22 protein-coding genes are annotated in these 17,697 nt (G+C 32.2%); 15 read left to right on the top strand and 7 right to left on the bottom strand.

What is annotated here, in order from left to right:
- Positions 1-14: 14 nt before the first annotated feature.
- Positions 15-305 (bottom strand): hypothetical protein, encoded by a 291-nt coding sequence (locus ACKTSU_RS04595; RefSeq protein ID WP_408035172.1) that lies wholly within the window; start codon positions 303-305, stop codon positions 15-17.
- A gap of 289 nt (positions 306-594) precedes the next feature.
- On the opposite strand from ACKTSU_RS04595, the gene ACKTSU_RS04590 reads away from it, so the two are divergent.
- Positions 595-1,464, top strand: coding sequence for a zinc-dependent peptidase (locus tag ACKTSU_RS04590; RefSeq protein WP_408035171.1), 870 nt, complete (start codon positions 595-597; stop codon positions 1,462-1,464).
- Positions 1,465-1,664: 200 nt separating this feature from the next.
- The gene (locus tag ACKTSU_RS04585) at positions 1,665-2,045 is read left to right on the top strand and encodes a DoxX family protein (protein WP_408035170.1); all 381 of its coding nucleotides are present in this window, start codon (positions 1,665-1,667) and stop codon (positions 2,043-2,045) included.
- A gap of 140 nt (positions 2,046-2,185) precedes the next feature.
- On the opposite strand, the gene ACKTSU_RS04580 is transcribed toward ACKTSU_RS04585, so the two are convergent.
- Complete coding sequence (locus tag ACKTSU_RS04580; protein ID WP_408035169.1) at positions 2,186-3,817, bottom strand: ABC-F family ATP-binding cassette domain-containing protein; 1,632 nt, start codon at positions 3,815-3,817, stop codon at positions 2,186-2,188.
- A 181-nt stretch (positions 3,818-3,998) separates the two neighbouring features.
- On the opposite strand from ACKTSU_RS04580, the gene ACKTSU_RS04575 reads away from it, so the two are divergent.
- The 6 genes from ACKTSU_RS04575 (at position 3,999) to ACKTSU_RS04550 (ending at position 8,208) form a co-directional block, all read left to right on the top strand.
- Entirely contained in the window at positions 3,999-4,703 is a 705-nt protein-coding gene (locus ACKTSU_RS04575; protein WP_408035168.1) for a hypothetical protein, read from the top strand.
- Between the two features lie 167 nt (positions 4,704-4,870).
- Positions 4,871-5,665, top strand: a complete 795-nt coding sequence (locus ACKTSU_RS04570) for a cation transporter (protein ID WP_408035167.1) — start codon at positions 4,871-4,873, stop codon at positions 5,663-5,665.
- Positions 5,666-5,752: 87 nt separating this feature from the next.
- Positions 5,753-6,358, top strand: a complete 606-nt coding sequence (locus ACKTSU_RS04565; RefSeq protein ID WP_408035166.1) for a Crp/Fnr family transcriptional regulator — start codon at positions 5,753-5,755, stop codon at positions 6,356-6,358.
- Positions 6,359-6,406: 48 nt separating this feature from the next.
- Entirely contained in the window at positions 6,407-6,856 is a 450-nt protein-coding gene (locus tag ACKTSU_RS04560) for a DMT family transporter (RefSeq protein ID WP_408035165.1), read from the top strand.
- Positions 6,853-7,575, top strand: a complete 723-nt coding sequence (locus ACKTSU_RS04555; protein ID WP_408035163.1) for a GNAT family N-acetyltransferase — start codon at positions 6,853-6,855, stop codon at positions 7,573-7,575. The genes ACKTSU_RS04560 and ACKTSU_RS04555 overlap by 4 nt, the downstream gene beginning before the upstream one ends.
- A gap of 3 nt (positions 7,576-7,578) precedes the next feature.
- Positions 7,579-8,208 carry an NAD(P)H-dependent oxidoreductase gene (locus tag ACKTSU_RS04550; RefSeq protein ID WP_408035162.1) on the top strand — a complete coding sequence of 210 codons (630 nt, stop codon included), beginning with the start codon at positions 7,579-7,581 and terminating at the stop codon, positions 8,206-8,208.
- A 66-nt stretch (positions 8,209-8,274) separates the two neighbouring features.
- Here ACKTSU_RS04550 and holA read toward each other — a convergent pair whose 3' ends face one another.
- Positions 8,275-9,276: a DNA polymerase III subunit delta gene (gene holA, locus ACKTSU_RS04545; protein WP_408035161.1), complete on the bottom strand. Its 1,002-nt coding sequence runs from the start codon at positions 9,274-9,276 to the stop codon at positions 8,275-8,277.
- A 193-nt stretch (positions 9,277-9,469) separates the two neighbouring features.
- On the opposite strand from holA, the gene ACKTSU_RS04540 reads away from it, so the two are divergent.
- From ACKTSU_RS04540 to ACKTSU_RS04525, 4 genes are all read left to right on the top strand, one after another.
- Positions 9,470-9,913, top strand: a complete 444-nt coding sequence (locus tag ACKTSU_RS04540; RefSeq protein ID WP_408035160.1) for a type I restriction enzyme HsdR N-terminal domain-containing protein — start codon at positions 9,470-9,472, stop codon at positions 9,911-9,913.
- Positions 9,914-9,919: 6 nt separating this feature from the next.
- Positions 9,920-10,468, top strand: a complete 549-nt coding sequence (locus ACKTSU_RS04535) for a nucleotidyltransferase family protein (RefSeq protein ID WP_408035159.1) — start codon at positions 9,920-9,922, stop codon at positions 10,466-10,468.
- A gap of 283 nt (positions 10,469-10,751) precedes the next feature.
- Positions 10,752-11,381, top strand: a complete 630-nt coding sequence (locus tag ACKTSU_RS04530; RefSeq protein ID WP_408035158.1) for a hypothetical protein — start codon at positions 10,752-10,754, stop codon at positions 11,379-11,381.
- Positions 11,382-11,703: 322 nt separating this feature from the next.
- Positions 11,704-12,702: a glycosyltransferase family 2 protein gene (locus ACKTSU_RS04525; RefSeq protein WP_408035157.1), complete on the top strand. Its 999-nt coding sequence runs from the start codon at positions 11,704-11,706 to the stop codon at positions 12,700-12,702.
- Here the strand turns inward: ACKTSU_RS04525 and ACKTSU_RS04520 are convergent.
- From ACKTSU_RS04520 to ACKTSU_RS04505, 4 genes are all read right to left on the bottom strand, one after another.
- A complete protein-coding gene (locus ACKTSU_RS04520; RefSeq protein ID WP_408035156.1) occupies positions 12,694-13,386 on the bottom strand; it encodes a hypothetical protein in 693 nt (230 codons plus the stop codon). The genes ACKTSU_RS04525 and ACKTSU_RS04520 overlap by 9 nt on opposite strands.
- Before the next feature lie 36 nt (positions 13,387-13,422).
- Positions 13,423-13,827: an SRPBCC family protein gene (locus ACKTSU_RS04515; protein WP_408035155.1), complete on the bottom strand. Its 405-nt coding sequence runs from the start codon at positions 13,825-13,827 to the stop codon at positions 13,423-13,425.
- A 69-nt stretch (positions 13,828-13,896) separates the two neighbouring features.
- Positions 13,897-14,517, bottom strand: coding sequence for an L-threonylcarbamoyladenylate synthase (locus ACKTSU_RS04510; RefSeq protein WP_408035154.1), 621 nt, complete (start codon positions 14,515-14,517; stop codon positions 13,897-13,899).
- A gap of 3 nt (positions 14,518-14,520) precedes the next feature.
- Positions 14,521-15,021 (bottom strand): IS1096 element passenger TnpR family protein, encoded by a 501-nt coding sequence (locus ACKTSU_RS04505; protein WP_408035153.1) that lies wholly within the window; start codon positions 15,019-15,021, stop codon positions 14,521-14,523.
- Positions 15,022-15,078: 57 nt separating this feature from the next.
- Here ACKTSU_RS04505 and ACKTSU_RS04500 point away from each other — a divergent pair, with 57 nt between their 5' ends.
- The 3 genes from ACKTSU_RS04500 to ACKTSU_RS04490 all read left to right on the top strand — a co-directional run bounded on the left by ACKTSU_RS04500 (position 15,079) and on the right by ACKTSU_RS04490 (position 17,544).
- Positions 15,079-15,495, top strand: a complete 417-nt coding sequence (locus ACKTSU_RS04500; protein ID WP_408035326.1) for a PaaI family thioesterase — start codon at positions 15,079-15,081, stop codon at positions 15,493-15,495.
- A 160-nt stretch (positions 15,496-15,655) separates the two neighbouring features.
- A complete protein-coding gene (locus ACKTSU_RS04495; protein ID WP_408035152.1) occupies positions 15,656-16,507 on the top strand; it encodes an alpha/beta fold hydrolase in 852 nt (283 codons plus the stop codon).
- Positions 16,504-17,544 carry a chorismate-binding protein gene (locus tag ACKTSU_RS04490; protein WP_408035151.1) on the top strand — a complete coding sequence of 347 codons (1,041 nt, stop codon included), beginning with the start codon at positions 16,504-16,506 and terminating at the stop codon, positions 17,542-17,544. The genes ACKTSU_RS04495 and ACKTSU_RS04490 overlap by 4 nt, the downstream gene beginning before the upstream one ends.
- The last annotated feature ends 153 nt before the right edge of the window (positions 17,545-17,697 follow it).

Raw genomic sequence — 17,697 nt, 5'->3', positions numbered from 1 at the left:
TTCGAGGGCTTTTTTTATGCTACTTTTACAATTCTTTCGAGTGGAATAATTGTAGATTCTTTTAAGATTACCGAAGTATCTGTAATACCCCAAACAGTGGTTTCTACTTTCTTTAAACCATCTTCATCTATAAAAAATATTTTTACCTTTTCTCTTTCCAAGTTTCCTAAAGACATTGCTCTTTGTAAATCAACACAACGATTTACTTTTGCTTGTTGGTTTTTACACAATACTTCTTCTTTTGGAAATTTTAAGAATTTAATTTGTTCTTTAGCTACAGTTTGAAAACTTAAGTTTGTTAACATAGTTAGGGGAATTAAAGATTACTACTTAATTAACGTAGGATTTATAACACAAAGCATAAATCTCGTTGCCCAATGTATCTATTTAAAAACTCAATTACAAATAATTTAACTAATTATTATAAATTTTAACTTTAACACACAAAAACACCTTAACAACAAGAAAGTTAACAATAAAACACTATCATAAACAATAAAAAACCAATTAACTCCTATAATATAAGAGCTGCTCCCATTCTTAATTTTATATATTTGAAAACAAATTTCTATGTGCCCATAACCTCAATTTTTAATGATCTATTTTTCTGTAATTATACTCGCAGGTATTTTTTTTATATTCAATAAAAGTACCTCAATCTCTAAATGGAAAAAACCCACGACTCCATTCCCTAACAAATGGAGAGTTATTCTAACTAAAAATGTAGCTTTTTACAACGCTTTGAACTCTAATGAAAAAGAATTATTTGAATTCAAAGTTTTTGAGTTTATATTAAATCATGAAGTTATAGGAGTTGACGTTACAGTTACCATTACTGATAAACTGCTAATTGCCTCAAGTGCTGTAATTCCTATTTTTAATTTTCCCGAATGGAGGTATCCAAATATTAAAGAAATTATTTTATATCCAGCAATGTTCAACGAGCATTTCGAAACAGAAGGAGATAATAGAAGAATATTAGGAATGGTAGGTAACGGATATTTAGAAGGTAAAATGATTTTATCTAAACCTGCATTACATTTAGGTTTTACTAATGAAACAGACAAAAAGAATACTGCCATTCACGAATTTGTGCATTTGATTGATAAAATGGATGGTTCTATAGATGGAATACCACAAGTTTTACTAGAAAAACAATACAGTATTCCATGGATAGAATTAATCAATAAAAAAATTGAAGAAATCTACAACAATACTTCCGATATTAACCCTTATGGAGGAACCAACAAAGCAGAATTCTTCTCGGTTGCTAGCGAATATTTTTTTGAACGCCCAAAACTATTGGTAAAAAAACATCCAGAATTATATCATTTGTTAGAACAAATCTTCAAACAAGATATGGATGACATGAATCTAAATTTAAAACGTATTGATATTTCTAGAAATGATCCTTGTCCTTGTGATAGTGGTTCAAAATATAAGAAGTGTTGTGGGGTAAACTAGACCTTCTTCTCTACCCGTCATTTCGAAGGAGGTACGACTGAGAAATCTCAACAATAGGAGTTACTCATCTTATGGGATTCCTCACATACGTTCGGAATGACGTGGCTATATTATTCTCAATACTCTTTTCATTATACTTTTATTTTCCATATATTTAAAAAACTGAAAAACAAATAACTAACCCCAAACCAACTAACACTATGAAACAAAAAAATTTATTCGTACTAAGCTTATTATTCGGATTAATGTTTATCAACTCTGGACTTAACAAGTTTTTAAACTATATGCCTATGCCTGAAAATCTTCCTGAAAAAATGATGAGTGCTATGACCGCTATGATGGAAATAGGATGGCTAATGCCTTTGGTAGGGATTGCAGAAATTTTAGGAGGAATATTATTTATAATTCCTAAAACACGAGCTTTAGGAGCTGTGGTTATTTTTCCTATAATGATTGGAATTATGATTACTCACATTTTTCAAGCTCCCTCTGGTCTTCCTATAGCTTTAGTATTATTTGCTATCAACCTTTGGGTTATTTATGAAAACTGCGATGCTTATAAACCTATGATAAAACAATAAAGAGTCAACACGAACGATGGTGACATTACCTCACTATCGTTCGCAATGACTACAACTGAAACGTCATTTCGACCAAAGGGAGAAATCTTAACCTCAGGAGTTACTCACTTTAATGAGATCCCTCTTTTCAGTCGGGATGACTACAAGTCTATTTCCTTTAACGCTTTGATGTTGTTACGCTCTAAAAACGCATCAATCGTTTCAAAGTGTTCGATGACACGTTGATCTTTAAATTCAAATACTTTTTGAGATAACCCTTGTAAGAAATCACGGTCGTGCGATACTAAAATCAACGTTCCATCGAAGTGTAATAAGGCTTCTTTAATCACTTCTTTTGATTTTAAATCTAAGTGGTTTGTAGGCTCATCTAATATCAACACGTTTACAGGTTCCAACAACAACTTTACCATTGCCAAACGTGTTTTCTCTCCTCCAGAAAGTACTTTTACTTTCTTTTCTAAATCATCTCCCGAGAACATAAAACGTCCTAAGATATTTTTGATTTGTGTTCTAATGTCTCCTTCGGCAACCTCATCTACCGTTTGGAAGATCGTCAATTCAGGATCTAACAACGAAGCCTGATTTTGAGCAAAGTAGCCCACTTTAGCATTATGCCCTAAACCACATGTTCCTTCAAAATCAATTTCTCCCATAATTGCTTTGATCATGGTCGATTTTCCTTCTCCGTTTCTTCCTACAAACGACACTTTTTCGCCACGAGCTATTGAAAAGCTTGCGTCTTTAAACACGGTTAAATCATCATACTTTTTGGTCAATCCTTCTACTTTTACAGGATAATCTCCCGAACGTGGTGAAGGCGGAAAACGCAGTTTCAACGCTGAAGTATCTACCTCATCAATTTCTACAGGAACCAATTTTTCTAACATACGCTCACGCGAAGCTACTTGGTTTGTTTTTGAATAAGTTCCTTTAAAACGCTCTATAAATGCTTTGGTGTCAGCAATAAACTTTTGTTGTTCTTGATACGCTTTTAACTGATGTGCACGACGCTCTTTACGCAACTCTAAATAGTGCGAATAGTTTGCTTTGTAATCGTGAATGGTTCCCATCGTTACCTCAATGGTTCGGTTGGTAATATTATCGATAAAGGCTTTGTCGTGTGAAATTACCACTACCGCTTTGGCTTTGTTTAACAAGAAATTTTCTAACCAAATTACCGATTCGATATCTACGTGGTTGGTAGGCTCATCTAACAAAATTAAATCGGGTTTTTGTAGTAAGATTTTCGCCAACTCAATACGCATACGCCAACCTCCACTAAACTCAGAAGTTGCTCTTTCAAAATCTTCTTGCTTAAATCCTAACCCTTTTAAAGCTTTTTCTACTTCTGCTTCGTAGTTTACTTCTTCTAACGCATAATATTTTTCACCTAAATCCGATACACGCTCGATGATTTTCATATAATCATCCGATTCGTAATCGGTACGGGTTTCTAGCTGTTTGTTAAGGTCTTCCATTTCGGCTTTCATCGCAAAAACCGATTCAAAAGCTTTAGATGCCTCTTCTTTTACCGTGCAATTGTCTTCCATCAACAAATGCTGCGGTAAATAAGCGATTACGGTATCTTTCGGACTGCGAACCCCTCCTTTGGTAGGATTAGAAACTCCTGCTATAATTTTCATCATGGTGGATTTTCCTGCCCCATTTTTACCCATTAAAGCAATTTTATCGTTCTCGTTAATTACAAACGACACGTCGCTAAACAAGGTGTTACCACTAAACTCAACCGTTAATTGATCTACCGTAATCATACAAATAATTTTAAGCGGCGAAATTAGCAAAAACTGTGAATAAGTTTGTAAAAACTTTCACTTAGATAGTTTATTGATTTTGTTATATTTGAGAGAATAAAAAATTGCTTAAACTTTATTATATCCAATGTTATTCTCCGGATAAAAGAACTAAAGTTTGACATATAACAAGTTGTAAACAATGCGAAAAACGATAATCATATTAACAACTTTTGGACTTCTTTTTAGTTGTTCACCAAAAATTAAATCAATTCTTGAATATCAAAAAAAAGGAGATGAATTTACACCCAAAAGGTATACTGAATTTGATAAAAATGGGAATAAAATTTTGAGTAAAGGAATTGGAAATTTGAGAAGCAACAGAATTATAACAAGTGAATTCAGAAATAATAGAAAGGTATTTGAAAAATCGTGTGATTATTTTAAAAAACAAGATACTTGTGTAATTCGTTCCTTTTCAAAATTTGAATTTGACAAAAATACTGGAATCGAAAAACAGACTCTTTTTGAACCTGATTCGAGCATAAGATTTATTAGAGAAATAAAAAATCTAAAGAACATTAGAATAACAAAAGTTCATTCTTGGGAAATGTTCCCAACCAAAAACCCAAAGATTGAAAATGCAATGATTCTAACAGACACCACGTATTTAGACGATAAAGGAAGAAAAATTAAAAGCCTACATTATAATGCTAAAATAGAAAAACCTTGGATAGAAATATTTAAGTATTATGAAAACGAATATACTCAACAATTAATTGGAACGGCGAGAGATACCATTTTGAAATTTAAATTAACGGATTTACAAAAAATGGCGAATAAGAAAAAAATAGAATATAATTTTTACAGTTTAGAAAATTACAAATACGAAATAGAAAATTATTAAAAGCACTGTTTACAACAATGGCTATAAGTAATTGCTTGTTCTCGCCTACTTCTGAAAATCCTCGCGGATTTTCAGTTTGGTGTGTACTTGTAAAGTTAAGTGCTAACCCACGCAACCACTCATAGCCGATACCGTTGTGGTTAATATCGAAAAAACCGAGAAACTAAATGAACAAAACTATATTTGAAATCACCAAAATGGATTGTCCTTCTGAGGAAAACCTAATCAGAATGAAATTGGATGAAATTTCAAGTATAGCTAATCTAAACTTTGATATCCCGAACCGGAAGTTGACGATTTTTCACAGCGGAGAAGTCGACCAAATAGAAAAATCAATTCTTGAATTGAATTTAGGAGGAAAAAAAATTTCAACTGTACAAACTGACCAAACAGAGTTTAATGATAGTTCTAACCAAAAAAGAATACTTTGGACAATTCTTGGAATAAACTTCGCTTTTTTCTTAATTGAAATAACTACAGGAATAATTTCTAAATCAATGGGATTAGTTGCCGACAGTTTAGATATGCTAGCCGACAGTTTTGTTTATAGTATTAGTTTGTTTGCAGTTGGAGGAACTTTAAAAAGAAAAAAAAGGATTGCCAAACTTGCTGGATTTTTTCAAATTACTCTTGCTATTATTGGATTTTTAGAAGTTTTAAGGAGGTTTTTAGGAACAGAAAAACTACCAGATTTTTCAACGATGATTATCATTTCAATTTTTGCACTTATCGCAAACGGAATTTGTCTTTACATCATTCAAAAGTCTAAAAATAAAGAAGAAGCTCATATGAAAGCTAGTATGATCTTCACTTCAAATGATATTATTATTAATTTAGGAGTTATAGTTGCTGGACTTTTAGTGAATTGGTTAAACTCTAGTAAACCAGATTTAATTATTGGGACTATTGTTTTTGTTTTGGTAATTCAAGGAGCATATAGAATATTAAAATTAAGTAAATAAAAAACGAGGAGCAGGTAAATATAGCTTAGCTAAATTACACAACTTGTCATATCCTTTTAAGCTTAATAAGTCACCTTAAGAATTATAATGAATAACACAGAAAAATATACCCCCTTCATAAAAAAAGTTCTAAATAAATACTGTCTTGTAAGTGATGCTTCTGTTTCTTTGATAGCTTCAATTTCTGAAATAAAACATTTGGAAAAAGGACAAACATTACTAGAAATTGGAAAAATTTCTAAACAAAAACACATCTTGTATCAAGGAGCCATTGTTTCCTCATACATAAGTAGTGATGGGAATTTATATCATAAAAACATCTTTTTAAAAGGTGATTTTGTAGGCTCAACAGTTTCTGCCTTAACAAATGAGCCTTCAAATTTTTCTCTTGAAGCAATTGAAAAATCTACTCTTATCAGTTTTGATTATAAGAAATACCGTCAACTCATGGAAAAGAATGACGAACTCAAAAACTTTTATATCGCTTACCTCGAAAAAAATTGGGTTATTGATAAAGAAAAAAGGGAAATAGATATTGTATTAAAAGACGCTAGTGAAAGATACCTCGATTTCATCACTATTCACCCTAATATAGAACAACAAGTTCCTTTACATTATATAGCTTCACACTTAGGTATAACACCTACCCAATTAAGTAGGATCCGAAAAAAAAATAAAAAAGAATACTCCTAATCAACATATGTAAAGAATATAAAAATTATTCTTTTCCACCTTTGTAGTATGAAATCAATACTACTTTTCACACTTGCGTTTACTGGCGGAGTTTTTCTTGCTATTCAAGCAGGATTCAATACACAGTTAGGTGCTATTTTAAAACAACCTGTTTTAGCTGTTATATCAACATCTGTCGTCAGTGCTATTTTTGGTGTAATTACTTTATTAATTTTTAATAAAGGAACTATACAACCATATATTTTTGAACAAGTACCATGGTATTTATGGTTTATAGGAGGTTTGTTTAGTATGGCTGGTATTTCGCTTTATTTTTATACCATTCCTAAACTTGGAATTTCTAAAATGATTGCACTAGGCTTATGTGGACAGCTTATTTTCTCTTTAATAGCAGGAAAACTAGGCTGGTTAAACTTACCTGTTGAACCTTTAACAACCAAACGAATTATAGGAGCTTTTGCAATGATAATTGGAATAATTTTAATCAACTCGAAATGAATTATATAAAACAAAACATAGACAACTTAACCCATTTATGGAAAATCGCTGGACAAACTTTTCAAGGGTATTCTAAAAATTCAGAATATAGTCTTTCTATAATAGATAAAGCTGAATGGCCCAATAGAATTTGGATTGAATCTCCCCCTTCTGTAACATCTTTAGAAGAGGTAAGCTTAAAAATGAAAAATCATACTGAATTGACTTTCTCTTATTTCAAACAACATCAAGAAAATGACAATTTTACTACTTTAAATCATTTCAAACTTAAGTCACTTCAATATGGTATGAGCTTACCTCTCAATAAAAAAATTAAAACCAAAAGAAAAATTGAATTCATACAAGTTAATAATGAAGTAAAAGCTTCTTTGTGGAGTAATGCTTTTTTTGATGCTTTTGGATATAGAATAACAGCAAATACGGTTGTAAAAACCTGTAATGAAATACAATATTTTCTTGTTTACGATAACAAAAACATCGTTGGAACAGTTATTTTATTAGTTACAAACAACACTGCAGGAATACATAGCTTGGGAGTTATACAATCTCAAAGAAAAAAAGGGTACGCCTTAAGTATAATGCACCATATTTTGAACAAAGCAATTGATCTTAATTGCAACCTAGCTACATTACAAGCATCAGAAATGGCTAAAAACATGTACTTAAAAATGGGATTTACAACTAACTTTTTAATGGAAAATTACACCCTAAAACAATAAATCATGAATTACATTAAAAATCAGGAATGGAGATATGCCACAAAAAAATTCAATCCAGACAAAAAAGTATCTGAAAATAATTTAAACCTTATTAAACGTACAGTACAATTGTCTGTTTCCTCTTACGGATTGCAGTTGTATAAAATACTTATTATTGAAGATATAAATATTCGAAAACAACTACAACCGGCTTCTTGGAACCAAAGTCAAATAACAGATGCTTCTCATTTAATTGTTTTTTGTAATTACACTAAAGGAATACCTCAAGCTATAGATAAACACATAGAACTAACAGCAAAAACAAGAGGTGTTGACATTGAAAAATTAGATGGTTATCGTGATTTTATGAAAATGAAAATTGCCAAAAAATCACAAAACGATCAGTTTAATTGGACAAAAAATCAAACTTACATTGCCTTAACAAATTTACTTGCTGTATGTGCCTCTCTTAAAATAGATGCTTGTCCAATGGAAGGTTTTGAAGCCGAGCAATACAATGAAATTTTAGGACTTACAGAAAAAGGTTTAAACGCATCTATACTTGCTACAATAGGCTACAGAAGCAATGAAGATGAAACGCAATATTTAGAAAAAGTCAGGAAACCACTTGAATTATTGTTTGAACATATATAAAAACACTAAATCCAACAACATATAAACCTCAATTATAAACCCTTAACTAAAGATTACGAGAAAAATTTAATGTAAAATCTTAAACAACAATTCTTTTAAAATATCAGCATGGGTTTGGTTAGCACCAACCCCTTTGCTTTTTACATCGGCATCACGCAATAAGGCTATAATTTGTGATACTTTTCTCATTGGGTAGTTACGTGCTGCGTTTACATAATCATCCACAAAATATGGATTCACCCCCAAGTTTTTTGCAACCGAAGCTTTCGATTTATCTTTTAATCCGTGGTACATCAATAACTGTGTAAAAAAACTATTTAGTAACGAAATTGTCATTACTAACGGATTATTCTTAGGGTTTTGAGCAAAATAATTGATAATCCGGTTCGCTTTTACCACATCTCGCTGTCCTACTGCTTTACGCAACTCAAAATTGTTAAAATCTTTAGAAATACCGATATTTTCTTCAATGTGCTTATCGCTAATAATAGTTTCTGCAGGTAATACTGAAGTCAATTTATCAAGTTCGTTATTAATCTTACTAAGGTCAGTTCCTAAAAACTCTACCAACATTTGAGCAGCTTTTGGCTCGATATTAAACTTCTTTCCTCCCAAAACCTGACGAATCCAATCGGCTACTTGATTATCGTATAGTTTTTTACTCTCGTAAATAAGTCCACTTTTGGCAATGGCTTTGTACGCCTTTTTACGTTTATCGAGCTTTTTGTATTTGTAATTAAACACCAACACCGTACTCGGTTGAGGGTTCTCTGCATAGCTTTCAATCTTTTCAATAGAACGACTTAAATCTTGTGCTTCCTTAACAATAATCACCTGTTTTTCTGCCATCATTGGAAAACGCTTAGCCGAAGACACTATTTCCTCTATCGATACATCACGACCGTACATTACCACTTGGTTGAATCCTTTTTCAGACTCATCAAGCACGTTGTCTTCAATATAATCTGAAATTTTATCGATGTAATATGGTTCTTCTCCCATTAAAAAATAAATGGGTTTGATGTTACCTCCTTTTATATCGGATATGATAGATTTAATTTCGTTCATAAAGCCTTTCTTCTACCTTCTTTTGGTGTTCATATTTAAAATGTTTCGCTAATGTCATTTCGAAGGAGATTACGACTGAGAAATCTTAAACATGGGAGTTACTCCGTTGAATGAGATTTCTCCCTCTGGTCGAAATGACGGCTTCTCCTTATTCTCTGTTAGAAATAACTTATAATTTTCTTACTTTTGGTTTATGCAAAAGCTCAACCTTCCTAGCTATACATTCAAGCTCAAAAGTAACGAAAATAAGACGCTTATTTTTGATAATTTGAGAAAAAAATATGTGGTTTTAACTCCTGAAGAATGGGTACGCCAACATTTTGTTCAATTACTAATTCAAGAAAAAAACTATCCTATTTCTTTAATTGCTATTGAAAAACAATTGATTATCAACAACCTAAAAAAGCGTACTGATATTGTGATTTTTGCTTCGGACGGACATCCGAATATTATTGTAGAATGTAAAGCTCCACACATACCAATTACTCAAGATACTTTTGATCAAATTGCGCGTTATAACTTAAAACTCGATGCAAATTACCTCATTGTAACCAACGGACTGCAACACTTTTTTTGTATGCTCGATAAAGAGAACGAAACCTATGTGTTTTTAAGAGATATTCCTGAATACAGATAAACCTATATGAAAACAGATTTTACCACTGAATTCATAAGTATTATTAAAACTGACACTTGGATGTTTAACATTCTTGAAGCCGTTCGTAGCTTACACCTACCCGATTGTTGGATTGGCGCTGGTTTTGTTAGAAATAAAATTTGGGATCACAAACACAATAATAAAAGAACCTCATTAAACGATGTTGATGTTATTTACTTTGATGAAAGCGATACTTCTAAAACTCGTGAATTAATACTTGAGGAACAGCTAAAAACTATGAATCCTTCAGTGAATTGGTCGGTAAAGAATCAAGCAAGAATGCATATTCGTAATGGTAATTCACCTTATAAAAATTGTTACGAAGCTATTTCTTACTGGCCTGAAACAGCCACTGCGATTGCTATTCAATTAAACTCTGACAATCAAATTGAATATATTGCTCCGTATGGTTTAAACGATTTATTTAACCTTGTTGTACGACCTACTCCTAATTTTGATTTGATAACCTATCGAAACAGAATTGTAAACAAAGGATGGAAAGACACTTGGGAGAAGTTGGTTGTTGAAGAGTAAAGAGTACTCGCCTCATGAAACTCCTCCTCCTTTACCGTTCGGAATGACAAAACTGTACCTCATTTCGAAAGAGGTTACAACTGAGAAACCTTAAACAAGTAAGTTATTCTCCTCATTAACTCCCTCTCTTACACTCTCAATGACGCTAATTTCTTTAATGACTCTCAACATATATTTCAACACAAAAATTATCCGCTTATAACCTTTATTTATCTTTTTTACGCTCTATTTCTTAAATTCACATAATAAAAACAACTTTACACTAAACTTTAAAAATTAATTTATGATCAATACTATTAAACTAAACTTTATAAACAGGTCTAATGATGCTAACAACAGTGATGTTGTGATTTTTCAAAAGAACGTTGCAAGCAGTTTTGATGAACGTCCTACTGCATGGAAAGTAATTAAAAATCCAAGTCACGAGGAAAGCCACCCTATTAATTATTCTACTAACTTTCAAGTTGCTGCTGTTGATTCTTACGGAAACTACACACCTAAGTTAAGCGCTTATGATGGAAGTGCTTTTGAAATGGTTGAAAATGCTTCTGGAAATGTTTTACAACTCTCTTCAATTTCCGCAGTAATGGATGACGAAGTAGAAATACGAAACAACCTAACACGAAGCGCTATTGATGCTAATTGTTATAAAGATAGTAAGCTATTAGCTATAAAAACTAATCTTGCACCAGGTCAAAAAGCTGTTTTTAAATTCAATCCTAAACTTTATATAGGTGTTGCTTCTAACATTGAAGAAGGAGAAATTCTTAATTCAGCTATTATTTCGGAAATAAATACAGAAATAAGTTTATTGAGAGTCATTAGTGCTGATATTGTAATGACTGGTGGTGGTTCTCAACCCTTTTGTTTTAGCTTGGAAAATGCAATATATGAACCTGAAAAATCAGAATAGGAGTTCCGTAGTTTACTGGAGTTTAACTTTGTTGAACCTTACTGTTTCTCCCCTACAGTCGGAATGACGGGAATGCAAAACGTCATAGCGAGGAGGAGTAAAGACATGTCTACCTCTTTCAACTAAGAGATTGCTTCGTTCCTCTCGCAATGACCAAGCGCAATTATTATTTCGAACTGGAGCCTAACGGAAGGAAAAACCCTAAACATAAGAATTGCTCACCTTATGAGATTCCTCCTCGTACCTCGTACGGGATAACGAGACCTAGAATGATTCTTGCTTTTTTAACAGCATTTCATTTAGAAACTGTAAATTTGCCGTCTTGAAAACAGCAATCGTCATATTAAACTGGAATGGGAAAAAATTGCTTAAGCAGTTTTTACCTTCTGTCGTAAATTTTAGTTCTGAAGAAGCGGAAGTATATGTAGCAGACAATGCTTCTACAGATGATTCTATTGCATTAATTAAGCAGCATTTCCCTACTGTAAAGATTGTACAAAACTCAGAAAATGGTGGGTATGCCAAAGGTTACAACGACGCCTTACAACATATTGATGCCGATGTATATTGTTTGGTAAATTCAGATATTGAGGTTACTAGCAACTGGTTAACTCCCATTATTGATACTTTTGAAAAGGAACCAAATACGGCAATTATTCAACCTAAAATTTTAGACTTTAAAGACAAAACAAAGTTTGAATATGCTGGCGCTGGTGGTGGTTTTATTGATGCTTTCGGCTACCCGTATTGTCGTGGTCGTTTGTTTAGCTACTTAGAAACAGATAACGGACAATTCAACGATACTACCGAAATATTTTGGGCTTCAGGAGCTTGTTTTTTTATCCGCTCAAAAGTGTTTCATCAACTCAATGGTTTTGACGAAGACTTTTTTGCACACCAAGAAGAAATTGATTTATGCTGGCGTGCTAAAAATAGTGGACACATCATAAAATATGCAGGAACATCAACAGTATACCATGTAGGTGGAGCAACATTAGATTCTTTAAATCCTAGAAAAACGTTTTTAAATTTCAGGAATAGTTTACTTAACCTAGTTAAAAATTTACCTCTATTTAAATTACTTCCGATTATTTTCTTTCGTTTAGTGTTAGATGGCTTAGCCGGAGTTAAATTTTTATTAGAAGGAAAACCAAAACATCTTTTTGCCATTTTAAAAGCTCATTTTAGTTTTTACGCACACCTTCCAACATTTTTAAAAAAGAGGAAAAAACTTCCGAAGAAATCAAACTACGCATTACATACTTCTGTTGTTTGGCAATATTATGCTAGAGGGAGAAAAAAGTTTGAGGATTTACGTTAATTCTTTTTCATCTTTATAAATATAGTAGAGTAAAAAGAAAACCGCTACGCCACCAAAGGTATGCCATAACCAATGAGTTCCCATGGGGAATAACTCAATTTTATTATCCAGAGTTCTAAACAAAAGCGCCATTCCGAACACAAATACTCCGTAGGCTATGTATTTTACATTTTTCCAATGTGTTTTATAAGCGTACCAAATTAAAGGAGTTGATACTGCTAAGGCTGTTACTGCATATCCGAACGATGTTCTGTACCCTACTGGTATTGGTAAAAAACGAGGTAAAATAGACACTAAAAGTATTGCTAGTAATATTCCTATTCGTTGCCACCAATTTCTTTTTATTTTTCCGATGAAATAAATAATTGCTCCTAAGCATACAAGCATAATAGGTACCCAATCTAACAACAACCAAAACTCATGGCTTCGGGTTCCGTGAAACATGGTACCCCCTACCCAACTAATAAATATTACAGGAATGGCAAACAGAAAAAAAGGATATTGCCTAGGGCTTTGATAAACTCTCTTTCCAAAGTAAATCAATAACACTATAAAAATAAGATTGCTAAAGGTATTGAAAGGTTCAACAGGTAACCTACCTGCGATGGTTTCTTGATATATTGGTCCGCTGTCGTTAGGAAATCTTTCCAGTAAAAACATATATCCTTTTCTATTATGTAACAAGATAAGGATTAATGTTTTAATTAAAAATTAAAGTTTTTATAAAACAACACGCCATGCATCTGTTTCAGCAAACTCTTTGATAACCTTATTTCTCTCTACTAATAACGTTATCATATATTTTTTTAAGAATATTTTATCTATTAATCTTCCTAGAAAACCAAAAGGAGAAATATATTCAAACACATCAACCATCTTTACTTTATTCTCAAATTCTTCAATAAAATAATGTTCGTGTCGAAAACTTTTAAAAGCTCCTTTTTGCATTTCATCTACAAAATATTCTGGATACTTATATTCTGTAATTTTTGAAGTTAATTCTTGATAAAACCCCAAGTGTTTGGCCCTCCAAGTAACACTTTCATCCAATCCTATTAAGCCCGTCATTTTACCAGCAACGACTTCTTCTTTTGTCTTTTGAGTTGATATTTTGTGTAATTCCACACTACGAGATAAGTCAAAAACGATTTTTTTTAGATGAATTTATATAAGTGATTAGCTCAATTCTAGGCATTACAAAATATCTAAACTTCCTTTTCCTTCACGAATCACTTCTGGCTCATCGGTTGTTAAATCGATTACGGTAGATGCATGGTTATCTCCATAGCCTCCATCAACAACAACATCTACAATGTTTTGCCACTTTTCGAAGATTAATTCAGGATCTGTAGTATACTCTAATACTTCGTCTTCATCATAAATAGAAGTAGACACTATTGGGTTTCCTAAAGCTGCCACAATTGCCCTTGCAATATTATTATCAGGCACACGTATACCTACCGTTTTACGCTTTTTATAGGCTTTCGGTAACGTATTGCTACCAGGTAACACAAAAGTATACGGCCCGGGTAAAGCTCTCTTTAAAATTTTATACGTAGCTGTATCAATTTGCTTTACATAATCTGACAAATGGCTTAAGTCATTACACACAAAGGAAAAATCTGCCTTTTCAGGCTTTATTCCTTTAATTTTTGCAACTTTAGCTAAAGCTTTAGCATTTGTAATATCGCAACCCAACCCGTAAACCGTATCGGTTGGATAAATTATTACCCCTCCATTTTGTAAAACTTTTACAATTTTCTCTATCTCTTTAGGGTTCGGGTTGTCGTTATACAACTTTATAAATTGTGCCATGGTTTAGTAATTGTCAAAATCAAAATCGTCTAAACTTTCAAAATCATTAAACTCATCGTCAAACTCCTCTTCTAAATCTGTAGAAAGATCTTCTGCTTTAAACTCCTTTTCTGGAGCTTCTTCTGGAATTTGTCCGATTGATAATATCATTTTTGTTTCGGTAACAGCTTCGTCAGACTGTTCTATTACCTCTACATAAAAGGTCCACATTTGTAAGAAATCATACACGTAAATTAACTTATCGTGCATATTAGGCAAAGTTTCATTCAATATACAAGTTGCCATTGACACCCCTTCACCTGCTTCTGCCATATTAAATAACGGAATTTCTTCTCCTTGATTCCAGTCTTCGTCGGTACGGTAAAAAGAAGCCATTTCTTGTCCGTTAAAACCAAATGATTTTGCTATATCAAAATGCAAATTTTCTAACGAATTATTTTCACTTACCATTAGGGTTCTAATTACATCTTCTTTTGTATCTAAAATTACACGTACTTTATACATTCTATCATTTTTTGTCAGTACAAAAATACGTATTTTTGAATGATAATTTTTAGTAAAATGAACAAGCAAGAATCTCTTACAGTCTTAAACAGCTACAATAAAAATACCCTAATGGAAACTTTAGAAATTGAGTTTATTGATTTAGGAGATGATTTTATTACTGCCAAAATGCCTGTAACCTCAAAAGTGCATCAACCCTACGGAATATTGCATGGTGGAGCCACAGCTGCCTTAGCAGAATCGGTTGGAAGTTGTGCTTCGGCTTTTTTTTTAAGAGATTCTAATAAAATTATAAAAGGAATTGAGCTAAGCATTAACCATATCAAAAGTAAAAAGGAAGGACATGTTTTTGCTACTGCTAAAGCGATTCATAAAGGTAGAACTACACATTTATGGGAAGTAAAGATTGTAGATGAAGACAACAATTTGATTTCGCTTTGTAAGATAACCAATATTGTTTTAGACAAACAGTAGCATGAACCCTCATAGAGGGATTAAGCACACCTAGATATCACTTAAACAATAAGGACATGAATAAAAAAGACCTCGGAAGCTTTATGCTTCGACTACGCTTAGCAACCAACAAATAGATCTAAAACTTAAAAATCAATATTTTAATTCAAAATTTATTCATGTGAAATTATTGAAAAAAATCTTGAAATTTACAGGAATTACTCTTTTTGTAATTCTACTTGTTTTATACTTCTTATTCTGGAAATTTTCTGCTCCAAAATCTGATCAACAAGTGATTGAAAGGTTTAGTCAAAGTACTATTGCTCCTACACTTTCTCACGAAAATTTTAAAGGATTTGAATACAGAAAACTTTCTATTATAAAAGATACCACCTTACCTACGCTAGTTTTTATTCATGGAACCATAGGTTCCTCCACCGATTTTGTAAAATACATGAAAGACAGTTTGCTACTTAGTAAAGCTAATATGATTTCGTACGATAGGATTGGTTACAATTATCAAGACAAAAATCCGGTTCAAGAAAGTATTAATTTTGAACGTGATATGCTTCAAGACATTTTGCAAGGCATAAATCCTAAAAAAACAATTGTTGTTGGATATTCTTATGGAGGTCCCATTGCTTTAGCTCTTCAGAAAAAAATTCATAAAGTACTATTATTGGCTCCTGCTGTATACAGTGAAGTTGAACCAATGCCTTGGACCTTGAATTTTTATAAATGGAAATTTACCAGATGGCTTGTTCCACCCGTATGGCAAGAAGCCAGCAGAGAAAAATTATCGCATAAACAAGATTTACAAAAGTTTGAAAACAATTGGAAATCAACCCCAAACCAAATAGTAAGTATTCATGGCACAAATGATTGGATTGTTCCTCATGAAAACTCAACATTTTTAGAACAACTCTTTCCTAAAAATCAGTTTAAGTTAATTAACATTTCTGATGCAGGTCATGGGTTTATTTGGAGTAAATTTGACACAATTAAACAACATTTAATACAAGAACTAGATTGAGTATTTTTTCAAATATAAAAGAAGCTTTAAAACAACAATTACCCTTTGTTGCTTACAGAAAACCAAATACATCTTTACTTAAAGGTTGGTTTCAGCAAAATGCTACGTTAATTACTTCTGAAAACTATAGCGAAAGTGGATTTATTTTTGCTCCGTTTGATAGTAGAGAAAAAGCTATTCTAATTCCTGAAAATCAATCTACTTATTTTGAAGAAGAAATCAGTATTGATTCTATTCTTTCTAATAACAACACTAAACACACACCTGACACTTCTTCCGAAAAAAACCATATTCAACTTGTTGAAAAAGGAATACAAGCCATTGAGAATAATCAATTTAAAAAAGTAGTTCTTTCAAGAAAGGAAAAAGTTGAATTACCAGAATTCAACCTTATTGAGACTTTTCAAAAACTTTTGAATAGTTACCCTACAGCTTTTGTATATATTTGGTATCATCCAAAAGTTGGTTTGTGGTTGGGCGCTACTCCTGAAACATTAGTGAGTATTCAAGGTACCACCTTTACTACTATGTCTTTGGCTGGAACACAAGTTTATAATGGCACTACCAATGTTTCTTGGCAACCTAAAGAAATAGAAGAACAGCAGTTTGTTACTGATTATATTACAGACAAACTTTCAAATTACTGTTCAGAAATTACAACTTCTGATACCGAAACTATCAGAGCTGGGAATTTACTTCATTTAAGAACTATTATTAATGGAGCATTAAAAACAGATAATGCTACTTTAATAAACAGCTTACACCCTACTCCTGCAGTTTGTGGATTGCCTTTAGAAGCTTCAAGAGAATTTATTTTAAATACTGAAAACTATCACAGAAACTTTTACACTGGTTTTTTAGGAGAATTAAACATCAACTCTAAAAAAAGTAATTTGTTTGTGAATTTACGTTGTATGGAAGTTGAAAATAACACGGTAAATATTTATGTAGGCGGCGGTATTACACGAGATAGCAACCCTATAAAAGAGTGGCAAGAAACCGTAGCTAAGACCACTACAATGAAAAAGGTTTTATAGGAAAATCCCCTATTTTATAAAACTTCTCACCTAACAGAAATATTAACCCTCTGAAATACAGCTTTTTTTACTATATTTAGGTAAACTTAAAACTCGCTTTCCTATGAAACAAAAATTACTTAGGATTAACCAGCGTGAAGATAAACTTAATAG

Origin of the sequence: Tenacibaculum aestuarii (assembly GCF_964510395.1) — a bacterium.
Lineage (GTDB): Bacteria > Bacteroidota > Bacteroidia > Flavobacteriales > Flavobacteriaceae > Polaribacter > Polaribacter aestuarii.
Note: the sequence above shows the minus strand (reverse complement) of the source record. Positions and strands in the feature narration are given on the sequence as shown.

Bases quoted from the DNA above. Each gene is read 5' to 3' on its own strand.
- ACKTSU_RS04595 (WP_408035172.1), bottom strand. From the start codon at position 305: ATGTTAACAAACTTAAGTTTTCAAACTGTAGCTAAAGAACAAATTAAA.
- ACKTSU_RS04590 (WP_408035171.1), top strand. From the start codon at position 595: ATGATCTATTTTTCTGTAATTATACTCGCAGGTATTTTTTTTATATTC.
- ACKTSU_RS04585 (WP_408035170.1), top strand. From the start codon at position 1,665: ATGAAACAAAAAAATTTATTCGTACTAAGCTTATTATTCGGATTAATG.
- ACKTSU_RS04580 (WP_408035169.1), bottom strand. From the start codon at position 3,817: ATGATTACGGTAGATCAATTAACGGTTGAGTTTAGTGGTAACACCTTG.
- ACKTSU_RS04575 (WP_408035168.1), top strand. From the start codon at position 3,999: ATGCGAAAAACGATAATCATATTAACAACTTTTGGACTTCTTTTTAGT.
- ACKTSU_RS04570 (WP_408035167.1), top strand. From the start codon at position 4,871: ATGAACAAAACTATATTTGAAATCACCAAAATGGATTGTCCTTCTGAG.
- ACKTSU_RS04565 (WP_408035166.1), top strand. From the start codon at position 5,753: ATGAATAACACAGAAAAATATACCCCCTTCATAAAAAAAGTTCTAAAT.
- ACKTSU_RS04560 (WP_408035165.1), top strand. From the start codon at position 6,407: ATGAAATCAATACTACTTTTCACACTTGCGTTTACTGGCGGAGTTTTT.
- ACKTSU_RS04555 (WP_408035163.1), top strand. From the start codon at position 6,853: ATGAATTATATAAAACAAAACATAGACAACTTAACCCATTTATGGAAA.
- ACKTSU_RS04550 (WP_408035162.1), top strand. From the start codon at position 7,579: ATGAATTACATTAAAAATCAGGAATGGAGATATGCCACAAAAAAATTC.
- holA (WP_408035161.1), bottom strand. From the start codon at position 9,276: ATGAACGAAATTAAATCTATCATATCCGATATAAAAGGAGGTAACATC.
- ACKTSU_RS04540 (WP_408035160.1), top strand. From the start codon at position 9,470: ATGCAAAAGCTCAACCTTCCTAGCTATACATTCAAGCTCAAAAGTAAC.
- ACKTSU_RS04535 (WP_408035159.1), top strand. From the start codon at position 9,920: ATGAAAACAGATTTTACCACTGAATTCATAAGTATTATTAAAACTGAC.
- ACKTSU_RS04530 (WP_408035158.1), top strand. From the start codon at position 10,752: ATGATCAATACTATTAAACTAAACTTTATAAACAGGTCTAATGATGCT.
- ACKTSU_RS04510 (WP_408035154.1), bottom strand. From the start codon at position 14,517: ATGGCACAATTTATAAAGTTGTATAACGACAACCCGAACCCTAAAGAG.
- ACKTSU_RS04505 (WP_408035153.1), bottom strand. From the start codon at position 15,021: ATGTATAAAGTACGTGTAATTTTAGATACAAAAGAAGATGTAATTAGA.
- ACKTSU_RS04500 (WP_408035326.1), top strand. From the start codon at position 15,079: ATGAACAAGCAAGAATCTCTTACAGTCTTAAACAGCTACAATAAAAAT.